Source organism: Trichococcus collinsii (assembly GCF_900107505.1).
In the GTDB taxonomy this organism is placed as follows: Bacteria; Bacillota; Bacilli; order Lactobacillales; family Aerococcaceae; genus Trichococcus; species Trichococcus collinsii.
This window is the reverse complement of sequence record NZ_FNQH01000004.1, coordinates 171,432-183,535: the sequence shown is the minus strand read 5'-3', so window position 1 is coordinate 183,535 and position 12,104 is coordinate 171,432. Positions and strand designations below refer to the sequence as shown.

Here is a 12,104-nt window from a genome sequence, read left to right as displayed (position 1 = left end):
ACACTTATCTTAATAAAAATTTAAAGGTTCTCAAACGCTTTGAGTTTTATTCAATTAAATTAGTAGTAAGACAAACTCGATATTGGATTAAAACTCCAACATATTATTTTTATCAAAAGTAAAATCAGGACCCCAAGCAACTTCCCAATAGTATCCATCAGGATCAGAAAAATATGCATGATAGCCTCCCCAAAAGGCATCTTGTGGTTCTTTTTCTATCTTGGCACCCGCTTTTCTTGCAAGTTCAATAACACTACATACTTCGTCTTTACTTTTTGCATTATACGCAAGGGTAAAACCACTGAAACCAATTGTTCTCTTAGGTGTATTCTTTTCATTGATATCTTTTGCTAATAAATCGATTGGATATAACGACAATTTTGTTCCAGAAGTATCAAAAAATATGATATTTGGATTATTTTCTTTTTCATCTGTTTTAAATCCAAGCTCATCCCTATAAAACTGAATGGATTTCGCCATATCTTTTACACCTAAACTAACTATATTCATTCTATTCATCAAATAGACCTCCTTAATTATCAATCAATTTATATCTTGTCATGTATTATTAAATGAACCTATCGTTTCTTTGATAAAAGACTCAACTTTTTTCTCCTCAATATCTGCCAACGATTTAATTTTAATATGTCTTCTTTTCTTTCCAGCGCCATCTAAAATATTATTGGAATCTTGTAATTTAAAGCCCTCTGTAAACTCAAATGAAACATGGTTTTTATAAGCAAAAATACCGCCCCAGTTTTCGTCTCGTTGATTCGAAAACATAATGCCACCATACATGATTTTTTCATTTGTTTCTTCAAAATTTGTAAAGACTATTTCTCGTAATTCTTTTAAAATAGAAAACTTTTCTTCATTGGTAGCCAAGATTTCTTCTAAAAAATCTTGAACTTCTTTACTCTCCGATAAATTCATATTATCAATAACCTCCTCATTTTTAAATTTAAGAATTGAATTTTACTCCATTCTTATTGTGATAAACCTTCTTTTTATTTTAGGATACACTATTTTCGATAAAATCATGTATCTGGAACCCCAGAAGTCTTGAATTTTTAAAAACTAAATCGGCTCCAATGTCCCAATTCGATTCTCCGAACAAATTTCCTTATTCAGATTCTCAAGCCTATAATATAGGTGCACAACTATTGATTAATTGGACATAGAATTTGTTACGGGTTTATGGACACATATTTCAGATCATTTAGAGAAAAATCATACCAAAATAGAAGTGTCCAGAAATGAACCATTTTCTGGACAGTCTGTTAAGCGATGACAGAGGTGCTTATTGTGTGGAAAATGCTGTAGAATGAGATGCAGTAAATAATTTTGAACTACCTCCACCTACGCATTCGCTTAGAGGTGGAGAATTCCTACGAACACCGAAGTATCCCCCGGTTAATTGAGTAGGCTATCCCCGCAGATTCCTGCGGTTAGAAGCCTTAAGGCTTCATTCCTGATATTTATGCTTGCGTTCAGATCCCGGTCATGGTGGGTGTGACATTCCGGGCACTCCCATTCACGGACGGCGAGATTCTTCAGGTCTTTGTTTTGGTATCCGCAGCCGGAACAAAGTTGGCTGGATGGAAAGTTCCGGGCCACTGCAACAACCTGCTTGCCGTACCAGCACGCTTTGTATTCCAGCATGGTCCGGAACTGGGACCAACTGGAGTCGCTGATGGCTTTTGCCAGCTTATGATTCTTGACCAGGTTGGAAACCAGCAGATCCTCGATGCCGATGATGTCGTGGTTTTTGACGATCTCGGTCGATATTTTCTGCAGATAATCGGTTCTGGCATTGCTGATTTGCTCGTGGATTCCGGCGACCCTGGCGCGTTGCTTCTGGTAGTTTTTCGATTCGGACAGTTTGCGCCGATCCTTTTTGGCTTGCTCCCGCCGTCTGGAAAGCACTTTTTGCTCATTGGCAAGGTTCCGCTCGAGTTTGCGGAAAGGTCGCAAGTTCTTGTAGACGGTTTCATCGGAAAGGACGGCAAAATCCTTCAAGCCGACATCGATACCGCAAACGGAACCCGTCTTGGGCAGCTCCTGAACCTCGGTTTCGACCAAAATGGAGATGAAGTACTTGCCCGATGGATTCCGCCTTATGGTGGCGTTCAGGATCCTTCCGTCCAATTCCTTAGACTTGGCAAACGGGACCAGCCCCAATTTGGGCAGTTTCAGTTTGTTTCCCACGACGGCGATGTTCCCATTGGTCAGTTTGGTGGTGTAGGACTGAATGGGATTCCGTTTGCTATTGAAGCGCGGCGCGCTGTTCTGCTTTTTGAAAAAGCGATCGAAGGAATCGCTGAGATTCCGCAAGGATGACTGCAGCGCGATGCTGTCCACTTCCTGCAGCCACAGCGTGTCTGTTTCCTTTTTAAGCGCAGTCAGGCTGGCTGAACAGGTGCCATAACTTAGCCCTTTGCCTGTATCCTCATAACATTGGTTCCATTTGGACAGAAAATGGTTGAACACGAAACGGGAGCAGCCAATGGTCTTCCCAATCAAGATCTGTTGCTCCTTCGTGGGGCAGAGTCGGAACTTGTATGCTTTGTGGATGATCATGTTGCTCACCTCCTTCTATCACCCATTATACGCGAACGTGAGTTCGATTCCAAATGTGAAGGTGTAGGAAGCGAAAAGATTTTTCGACAAACAAATAGGCTGACGCCTACCGATATTCATCTCCCGCCTACTCAGTGGGCGATGCCCTATCATTCCTTGAGGCGGGAGTCTTCTATCGGATTGAAGATAAATTCTAATTTGAGGAAGAGGTAATGTCATGAAAAAGAAAGGATCAATACTCCTGGATCAGATGAATCGGTACATTAAAATGAGCAATGTTTACTAAAAATTCAGTTTAAAAAAGGCAGGAGTCCATTTCAATCCCGAAACTAATAGTGATTTCTGATATTGGGCCTGTGCGTATCATTTGTTATTTTGTTTTGCTTGTTATAGAATGAGTGGAGTATAATGTAAGCGTTTTTAATTCGTTTATACGTTGTGAATCAGAAGGAGGAACAGTAATGGATAAGAATTCTGAATTTGAAAAAGAATTACACGAAAATGAAGTGGCCGCAGCAAATGCTGCCCATTCCCATCCAGATCCAGTTTCCGGAGAAGCAGAATCTGAAAGGGACTATCAAATACCAAAATCCAAACATCCGGACCCAGAATTGGATGCCGAAGGAGAAGAGATTGTGAAATTCAATTCGGATGGTGACGCTTAAGAGAATACACAGATAGAGACTGGACAAAACCCAACTGAATAATAAAGATAGGCGCGAACTTACCTGAGTTGGGTAATTTCGCGCCTATTTTTTTATCTTGCTACGGAGGTTTGTTCCATAGGTGTGTCCTTTCAGAAAAGCGAATTCATCAACTTCTTCAGGAAATCCAGACAGGGGACACGCTGGCCATGAACCTATTGAAGGACCGTTCCTAAGGGCACTACTTACTTTTATTGAATAACATAAGGTGCTAGTGTATCTATAAGCAAAGGGGCTGCCTCATTTTTGAGACACCCCCTTTAAGTTCTATCTATAGTTCTTCTCCATTTGTAGTAATTACCTGCTTATACCAATCAAATGATTTTTTCTTGCTTCTCTCTAAAGTACCATTGCCATAATCGTCTTGATCAACGTAGATGAAACCGTAACGTTTAGACATTTCAGAGGTGCTTGCACTAATTAAATCGATACAACCCCAGCTTGTGTACCCAATAAGATCCACACCTTCTTTGATCGCTTCGTTCATTTGCTCAATATGTGCACGCATATAATCAATACGATAATCGTCGTTGATTGAGCCGTCTTCCTCTACTTTATCATAGGCTCCAAGTCCATTTTCCACGATAAACAACGGTACTTGGTAGCGATCATACATTTTCTTTAAGGTAATACGTAATCCTTTAGGATCGATTTGCCATCCCCAATCAGAGGACTCTAAATAAGGGTTTTTCACACCACTAAAGAAGTTCCCTTTTTCCTTCTGCTTACCAGGTGCTCCGCTAGCAACCATTGACATATAGTAACTAAAGGATAAGTAATCCACTGTATGTTGCAGTAATATTTCTTCATCGCCAGGAAGCATATCAAGCTTAATATCATTTTCTTCAAAATAACTTAACATGAAACTTGGATAGTATCCACGAACTTGGACGTCAGTGAAGAACAGGTTCATTTGGTCTTCTTTCAGTGCTTCTAATACATCATCTGGACTGCAAGTTTCTGGATATACTTCCATACGAGCCAGCATACAACCAATCATGGCATCAGGGATCATTTCATGACAGGCCTTGACCGCTCTGGCACTGGCTACAAACTGATGATGTAATGCTTGATAAACCGTTTGTTCCTTGTTTTCTACTTCATCTATAAGAACACCACTACCGATATATGGAGACAGCGTTGAAATATTAATTTCATTGAACGTTAACCAGTATTTCACTTTTCCTTTATAACGATTAAATACCGTTTCTGCATAATGAACAAAGAATTCAACTACGCGTCGATCTGCCCAACCATTATATTTTTGAACTAAAGCAAGCGGAATTTCATAGTGTGATAACGTCACAAGTGGCTCAATTCCATATTTCAGTAATTCATCGAATACTTTGTCATAGAAAGCTAGCCCTTCTTCATTTGGCTCTGTCTCATCACCATTTGGAAAAATACGAGGCCAAGAGATGGACATACGGAATGTTTTAAAGCCCATTTCTGCAAACAGTGCAATGTCTTCTTTATAACGGTGGTAGAAGTCGATACCACGACGTTTCGGGAAGTTATCTCCAACGTTTCCTGCTAAAAGATCCTCAAGTTCCTTTTTGCTTCTGATATCCATTTCGATTTCATTTGCACGTTCTTCTTTTGGTACAAATTGAACCATATCAAAAATGGAAAGGCCTTTTCCACCCTCGTTGTAAGCTCCTTCTAATTGGTTTGCAGCCGTAGCTCCACCCCATAAAAAACCTTTTGGAAATGTCATATTATATTCCTTCTCTCGACTTTTTTTGTTTCTAATTTTATTATAATTTAGTGATGCTAAAAAAACTGGTCAAAAAGAGACCAGTTTAAGGCTAAGAAGAATGTTGCTATTGGGATCAATGAAACAATACATCAAACAATCTTAATAACGTTTGACTACTGACAGCACTATTTTCAATTTTTCCACACTGTAAAATTTCATCAAATAATTCTAGATGTTGATGTGGCTCCGAGAAGGTAATAAGTAATTTCTTTCCCTTTGTCCTTTTAAGTTTTTCAAATAAGAGGAATTCTTCTGATAGTAAGTATCCCTGTATAGAAATAGTGATAATCATATCTTCCTCTGTCAATATGTCCAGAACATCCATTTGTTTAAAAATATTTGTATTGCATTCACAAAATTTCCCTGCAAGAAGTATTTTTTTTTGTAACTCCAAAGCTTGGATTTGATGCTTTTCAAAACCTAGTATTACAACTCTACGGGATTTGCTGATTTGTTTTACAATCCGCTCAATCTGTTCCCTTGGGATATTTTCAATTATTTCTACGTTTTCCTTTAATTGCTCTATAAACCTATCTCCACTTAGGTAAATATCGTTCTTTTCAAGAGGTGCCCCATTCTTAATTACAGAATTTCTTAAGTTCGAAAAATTTCTAAAACCAATTCTTTTGCAGAAACGATTCATTGTAGAAGGAGCTACATTACATATCTCTGCTGCTGTTTCTAATGAAAACCCCTCAATCTTATGAAAATTTTCGAGCAATGTTTTCGCTATATGGTAGTTAATATCTTTGTCGAGAGAGTTATTTATGTATGCTAAAAGATTATAAATCAATGTTTCCACATTTCCCACCTCAAGTGAATAATTCATGTTAGTTGGACAATCACCTCATTATTTTAACATTAATTCCCTTTTTTTATTTGTGATTAGTGCTAAAATCTACGTGTATAACGGTACTGAGGAATGACCCCATCGAAGCCGGTCCAATCGGAAAGCAGCGTTGCCCGGCCTTTATGGTTATGATAAATAAACAGATAACAGAGGATATGCCATGAATGAAAAACCATTTAAGGATTTATTTTTTAAAGAATATTATTTCTCGGATTTTTATTTTTTTAATGTGGGATTTGAGAAGTGCCAGAGCAGGCATCGATTTGGGCCTTCATTACGGGATAACTATATCGTGCACTTTGTGATCGGCGGAAAAGGGCGGTATACGGTGAACGATACAACGCATCACTTGGGTGCGGGGGATTTTTTTCTGATTCGACCGAATGAACTGGTCGATTATGAAGCGGATGCGGAAAATCCCTGGGAATACTATTGGATAGGATTTTCGGGCAACAAAGTTAAAGAAATCCTGCATACAAACGGCATCGGCATTAAAGACTATATTGGGCAAGTTGATACGAAAGAAGCGTTGCGGGAAAAATTCGAGAGTTTTATGCAATCCGATTTCTTTGATGATTCTAAAAAACTAGTAAATCAGGCGCTCTTCTATGACATTTTTTCGTTCTTCAAAATCCATAATGAAGGTGTGGAAATGGAGGTCCGAGTCAGCCAAAGGACGAAATACAGCGAAGCTTTTTTGTTGTACGTGGAAAATAATTATTATCGCGAGGATTTGACGATCGAAGAAATTGCGAAATCGATGTACCTGCATCCTTCCTATTTCAGCCAGGTGATCAAAGAGGAATTGGGCTTGAATGCTTTAAAATATTTGAACCTGTACCGGATGAACAAAGCCAGCCAACTGCTGAAAACGACCGAATTGTCGATCGAGGAAATCTCGAGCGCGGTAGGATATGAGAACCGACACTCTTTTTCGAGGGCCTTCAAAAACAGGTTTCACAGTTCACCGACCGAATATAAGGCTGAAAAATAAGACCTACAAAATTGTACCCTGTAACTAAAATCATGCACTTTTGTTTCAGTAAGAATAAACTATACTGGAGACATCAAATGGAAAAAGGAGCATGGATATGGTTAAAATTTGTTTTATCGGTGCAGGCAGTACGATTTTTGCAAGGAATGTTTTAGGGGACGCGATGTTGACGCCGAGTCTTCAAGATGCAGAGATTGCGTTATACGATATTGATGAAAAACGCTTAAACGAATCCGAATTGATGCTTAAGACTATCAACAAAAACTCGAATCAAAACCGCGCTAAAATAAAATCTTTCAGCAACAGAAAAGAAGCGTTGAAAGATGCGAATTTCGTCATCAATGCAATCCAAGTGGGTGGATACAAACCGAGCACTGTGATTGATTTTGAGATCCCTAAAAAATATGGATTACAGCAGACGATCGGGGATACGACCGGCATCGGCGGTATTTTCAGAGGATTGCGCACACTTCCAGTAATGTTTGAATTTGCCAAAGACATGGAAGAGGTTTGTCCGGATGCCTGGTTATTGAACTACACCAATCCGATGGCTATTTTAACGATGGGCATGCTGAAAGCGACGAAAATCAAGACGGTAGGCTTGTGCCACAGTGTTCAAGTTTGTGTGCCAGAATTATTTGAACATCTGGGGATAACGGATCAATACAATCTGGATGAATTCCAATGGAAAATCGCCGGCATTAACCACATGGCTTGGCTGTTGGAAATCAACCGGAACGGAAAAGATTTCTACCCTGAAATCCGCAGCCTGGCTTCAACAATCGCTGATCCCCACAAGGATTCTGTGCGCTTTGAATTGATGAAACATTTTGGCTACTACATCACGGAATCCAGCGAGCATAACGCGGAGTACCATCCTTATTTTATCAAAAAGAATTATCCGCAACTGATTGATCAATTGCAAATCCCGATTGATGAATATTTGCGAAGATGCGTTACCCAAATCGAAGGCTGGGAACTTCAAAGGGAAGAGATCGTCAATAACGGTTCGCTGGAACACACAAGAAGCCGCGAATATGCCTCTTATATTATGGATGCGATCACAACAGGGAATCCGACTGTGATTGCTGGAAATGTTCTCAATAAAGGCCTGATCACGAACCTGCCTCAAGATTGCTGTGTGGAAGTTCCGTGTTTGGTGGACAAAAATGGCGTTCAACCTACCTATGTTGGCAACCTTCCTACGCAACTGGCTGCATTGAATCGAACAAACATCAATGTCCAGGAGTTGACGGTTGAGGCCGCAATGACGCTTGAGAAGGATAAAATCTATCAAGCGGCATTGTTGGATCCTCATGCGAGTTCAGAACTGTCCATTTCAGAAATAAAAGCAATGGTGGACGAATTGATCGCTGCCCATGGCGACTATCTGCCGACTTATAAATGAAAAAAAAGGGGATTTCAGGTATTCTGTAACGACTCCAATCCCGCTAAAAAACAAGCGCAACCTCAATTACGAGAGGCTGGGCTTGTTTTTTGTATTCCGAGTATGAAGTCACAGCGTGCAGAAACCATAACGGTGGTAATGGATAAAAATAAGTTGCTTAAGTTCTTTTATTCGAGTATTATTGCGTTAACGGGTTAACACGTTAACTTGTTGAGATTTGTTATGAAAGGGGTTGCATTCAGTGCGGTTTTTATTGTAATAATTGCTATTTTTTGGTGGCGTGCGTATTTAAGGCGTTTTGAGCTAAGGATTAGGAGGAGTGGAATGAAGCGAGTGAGTAGGAATGTACCTGTATTGTTGTGTGGCTTATTAATACTATCTGCAGATACTGTTTTAGCGAGTGAAAATGCAGTAGTGAATGGTAGTTTTGAGCAAGTGATAGCTTCGGATGGGAAGTGGACAGGAAATAAAGCTGAAGCTTGGAATGATGTTTGGGTTCCGACAGGAGAACCGATTATCACTGTAGATGACACGCAGGCGTATGATGGAGAAAAATCGCTGTACATTTATGCGACGGATACCGCTAGGGTTGCGGTTTCCCAAGATATTACAGTGGATCCGTCATCAACTTACGATTTGTCGGCGTTTATAAAAACAGACAATGTGGTCAGCTCACAAGGTGTTAGGCTGCGCATATTATATTATGCGAATGGTGTTCAGAAATCTTTGGAATATTCGGATCGCTATACTGGAACAAACAATTGGACTGAAGTTCATCAGAAAATAACGACAGGTATAGATATCGACTCCATCAGAATTCAATTATTTTTTGAATCTGGAATAGGGAAAGCCTGGTTTGACGCAGTTTCTTTAGAAAAAATTCCGGTTGTCGAGATGCTAAAGCTTGAGCAAGAAGATATTCAGTTAACTTTAGGCGAATCAAAAATGCTTGAAGTGCAAGTGGAGCCGGCAGATTTTGCTGTAGAGTCACTGAACTGGCAATCAACGAATAATGGCGTAGTGAATGTTCAAAATGGTGTTATTACGGGTATAGGAGAGGGTAGCGCTACGATATCTGTTACATCACCAGATGGGAGTTTATCAGATGCGGTATCAGTAGTTGTGACAGCAGATTCATCGATGGGGACTACGCTACCGAATTTTTCGGATACGGTTCAAATGGTGCAAGGGCAGGTCTTATTACCGTTCGAAACAACATTGCCTTCCGGCTTTACGACTGTTTCGTCGGATGAAGAGGTCCTAGTTGTAAAAAATGGTGTGCTACAGGCAATTAAACCTGGAACTGCAACCGTTTCTATTTTGGATGCAGAAGGAAAAGCGGCAGGAGCAATTGCGGTAGAGGTCACTGCTGCAGAGTGGACCGACTTTGATACGTTACGCATTCGCTGGGAAAATCTTATTTCTGGAGAAGAATACTATGATGCTGATGATAGCAACATGAATGCCATGCAGGTAAAGAAAGACGCGGCCGCACAAGAACTATGGGATACGATGTATAAGAGTAACGATCGCGTTTATCTTTGGGATTCTGAAGCATCGGGGACCTCGGCAACCATCACAAGCAGCTACAGGAAAATATACAAACTTGCTGAAGCTGCGGTTACACCGGCATCCACGTTATTTCATAATGAGGCATTGATTCGTGACGTGCTTTCCGCCATGGAATGGTTATATGCAAATAAATACAACGAAACAAAAACCATCACCGGGAACTGGTGGGACTATGAAATCGGAACGCCTCGTGCCATCAACGATATTCTGACAGTATTCCATCCTATCCTGACAAAAGAACAGATCATGAAATATACTGAACCTATCAATATATTTGTCCCGGATGTGAATAGTATGATGGCAACTTTGGGATCAAAGAAACAAGAAGCGACCGGTGCGAACCAAATTGATATCAGCAAGGTCAAGTTGATACAAGGAATTTTACGCGAAGATTCCCAAGCGATAATGGAGGCAAAAGGTGCCTTGAGCAAAGTGTTCAGTAATGTGGAAAGCGGAGAGGGGTTCTATTCGGACGGCTCCTTTATTCAACATACGAATATCCCATATACGGGTTCATATGGAAACGTATTGATTGATGGTTTGTCTCAATTGCTTACTGTGGTGCAGAATACTGATTATCAAATAGACGATCCGAATCTGACAAATGTGTATAGTTGGATCGATAATAGTTTTTCCCCCGTTCTTTACAAAGGGTCTTTGATGGATATGGTACGAGGACGTGCTATTTCCAGACAAAATTTGCAGGATCATGCGGCATCTATGGAAGTCATAAGGGCTGTTATTCGTTTTTCCGAGTTTGCCCCCGAAGAGATAGCAACGACTTTTAAAGAATTGGCCAAGAGTTGGTTAATAAGTGACACTTATTTTGACTACATTGCGAGTGTGGGGAATTACCGGGATATGGCATTAGCATCAGAGTTGTTATCAGATGAAACAATCTTCGGTGCGGAGCAGTCACAATTGTTTAAAAACTTTGCCAATATGGATCGTGTTGTATACCGTAATCCAAATAAAGACTTTGCATTTGGAATAAGTATGCATTCCACAAGAACGCAAAATTATGAAGACATGAATAACGAGAACAGGCAAGGTTGGTTCACCGGGGATGGAATGACTTATCTATACAACGGGGATCTTGGGCAATTCAGCGGAGACTATTGGGCAACTATAAACCCCTACAGACTGCCTGGAACAACAGTGCTGACCTCACCAAGGGTTGATGGGAGTGGGGAAACCGTTTCTACGAAAGCGTTTGTTGGAGCCTCGGTTATAGATAACCGGTTTGGGACAGTCGCGATGGATTTTGAAAACTGGACGAGAGATCTGTCGGCAAGAAAGTCGTGGTTTATTTTCGGCAATAAAATTGTGGCATTGGGTGCCGATATTCAAAATAGTTCCGGTGTGAACGCTGAAACCATTATTGAAAATCGAAAACTGATTGCGGAAGAAAATTATGCAGTTCTAGGCGATGGCGAGCTGTTAAACACTGAAAAAGGTCAGGCGGCTGTTGTATCCAATCCGAATTGGCTGTTGTTGCAGGCTCCCGAAGCAACACAATCCATCGGGTATGTATTCCCTGACAATCAAGAAGTGCATTACCTATTAGAAAACAGGAGCGGAAGTTGGAAAAATATCAACTACACTCAAAGCGCAGCGGTTGTTTCAAATGACTTCTTTACGATGTGGTTGGACCATGGCAAAAACTCAAATGGGGATACATACAGCTATATTTTATATCCGAACGCTACAGAGGAAGAACTAGTAAAAGCTGTAGAAGCCGATAGTGTTTCGATCATTAAGAATGACGGAGTCGTACAAGCGGTGCACGATGCGGAAACGGGTGCGACCGGAATCAATTTATGGGAAAATATCCCAACTACAATTGGTGCGGTAACGCTGTTTCAAGCAGCCTCTTTAACTATGGAGGAGACCGAAGAAACAATCAAAATTTCTGTATCCGATCCAAGTATGTTGAATAATACTGGTATTAATCTGCGACTAGACGGTAAAAAATTGCAAGTTCTTAACAAGCCGGAAAATGTAGTTGTGAAAACTACGGGAAATCGTTTGGAAATACAGATTGATCCAAGTGGCTCAGCTGGTAAATCCACTGAACTGATAATCTCAAAAGGAAAAAAGAGTAAAGCTGAGAAGTCTGAAAAGTCTGAAAAGACTCTGAATAATAATGAATCCAACAATGCAAATAAGTAGGTGGATCCAGAAATGAAAATGAGACAGGTTTTTAGGGCGGTCAGAAGTTCAGAAGGAACTGAATA

Annotated in this window: 9 protein-coding genes; 4 read left to right on the top strand and 5 right to left on the bottom strand. The window is 40.3% G+C overall.

Annotation, left to right across the window (positions count from 1 at the left end; all coding sequences use genetic code 11):
- Positions 1 to 87: 87 nt before the first annotated feature.
- The 3 genes from BLV66_RS10970 to tnpB all read right to left on the bottom strand — a co-directional run bounded on the left by BLV66_RS10970 (position 88) and on the right by tnpB (position 2,580).
- Positions 88 to 519, bottom strand: coding sequence for a VOC family protein (locus tag BLV66_RS10970; RefSeq protein ID WP_086986208.1), 432 nt, complete (start codon positions 517 to 519; stop codon positions 88 to 90).
- Positions 520 to 558: 39 nt separating this feature from the next.
- Positions 559 to 933 carry a DUF1801 domain-containing protein gene (locus tag BLV66_RS10965; RefSeq protein ID WP_086986207.1) on the bottom strand — a complete coding sequence of 125 codons (375 nt, stop codon included), beginning with the start codon at positions 931 to 933 and terminating at the stop codon, positions 559 to 561.
- Between the two features lie 480 nt (positions 934 to 1,413).
- On the bottom strand, positions 1,414 to 2,580 hold the full coding sequence (gene tnpB / locus BLV66_RS10960; RefSeq protein WP_086986206.1) for an IS200/IS605 family element RNA-guided endonuclease TnpB: 1,167 nt from the start codon (positions 2,578 to 2,580) through the stop codon (positions 1,414 to 1,416).
- A 461-nt stretch (positions 2,581 to 3,041) separates the two neighbouring features.
- Between tnpB and BLV66_RS10955 the strand changes: the two genes are divergently transcribed.
- The gene (locus BLV66_RS10955; protein WP_086986205.1) at positions 3,042 to 3,245 is read left to right on the top strand and encodes a hypothetical protein; all 204 of its coding nucleotides are present in this window, start codon (positions 3,042 to 3,044) and stop codon (positions 3,243 to 3,245) included.
- Between the two features lie 310 nt (positions 3,246 to 3,555).
- Here the strand turns inward: BLV66_RS10955 and BLV66_RS10950 are convergent, their stop codons facing one another.
- Together BLV66_RS10950 and BLV66_RS10945 are read right to left on the bottom strand one after the other, a co-directional pair.
- Entirely contained in the window at positions 3,556 to 5,001 is a 1,446-nt protein-coding gene (locus tag BLV66_RS10950) for a glycoside hydrolase family 1 protein (RefSeq protein ID WP_086986204.1), read from the bottom strand.
- Positions 5,002 to 5,116: 115 nt separating this feature from the next.
- Complete coding sequence (locus tag BLV66_RS10945) at positions 5,117 to 5,845, bottom strand: MurR/RpiR family transcriptional regulator (protein ID WP_176974244.1); 729 nt, start codon at positions 5,843 to 5,845, stop codon at positions 5,117 to 5,119.
- Positions 5,846 to 6,053: 208 nt separating this feature from the next.
- Between BLV66_RS10945 and BLV66_RS10940 the strand changes: the two genes are divergently transcribed.
- From BLV66_RS10940 to BLV66_RS10930, 3 genes are all read left to right on the top strand, one after another.
- Positions 6,054 to 6,887 (top strand): AraC family ligand binding domain-containing protein, encoded by an 834-nt coding sequence (locus BLV66_RS10940; protein ID WP_086986202.1) that lies wholly within the window; start codon positions 6,054 to 6,056, stop codon positions 6,885 to 6,887.
- Between the two features lie 97 nt (positions 6,888 to 6,984).
- A complete protein-coding gene (locus tag BLV66_RS10935; protein ID WP_086986201.1) occupies positions 6,985 to 8,295 on the top strand; it encodes an alpha-glucosidase/alpha-galactosidase in 1,311 nt (436 codons plus the stop codon).
- Between the two features lie 324 nt (positions 8,296 to 8,619).
- Entirely contained in the window at positions 8,620 to 12,039 is a 3,420-nt protein-coding gene (locus BLV66_RS10930; RefSeq protein WP_176974243.1) for a polysaccharide lyase family 8 super-sandwich domain-containing protein, read from the top strand.
- Positions 12,040 to 12,104: the final 65 nt, after the last annotated feature.

What these genes read in the sequence shown, in the direction of transcription:
- BLV66_RS10965 (WP_086986207.1), bottom strand. Translation starts at nt 933, where the DNA reads ATGAATTTATCGGAGAGTAAAGAAGTTCAAGATTTTTTAGAAGAAATC.
- BLV66_RS10955 (WP_086986205.1), top strand. Translation starts at nt 3,042, where the DNA reads ATGGATAAGAATTCTGAATTTGAAAAAGAATTACACGAAAATGAAGTG.
- BLV66_RS10940 (WP_086986202.1), top strand. Translation starts at nt 6,054, where the DNA reads ATGAATGAAAAACCATTTAAGGATTTATTTTTTAAAGAATATTATTTC.
- BLV66_RS10935 (WP_086986201.1), top strand. Translation starts at nt 6,985, where the DNA reads ATGGTTAAAATTTGTTTTATCGGTGCAGGCAGTACGATTTTTGCAAGG.
- BLV66_RS10950 (WP_086986204.1), bottom strand. Translation starts at nt 5,001, where the DNA reads ATGACATTTCCAAAAGGTTTTTTATGGGGTGGAGCTACGGCTGCAAAC.
- BLV66_RS10930 (WP_176974243.1), top strand. Translation starts at nt 8,620, where the DNA reads ATGAAGCGAGTGAGTAGGAATGTACCTGTATTGTTGTGTGGCTTATTA.
- BLV66_RS10970 (WP_086986208.1), bottom strand. Translation starts at nt 519, where the DNA reads ATGAATAGAATGAATATAGTTAGTTTAGGTGTAAAAGATATGGCGAAA.
- tnpB (WP_086986206.1), bottom strand. Translation starts at nt 2,580, where the DNA reads ATGATCATCCACAAAGCATACAAGTTCCGACTCTGCCCCACGAAGGAG.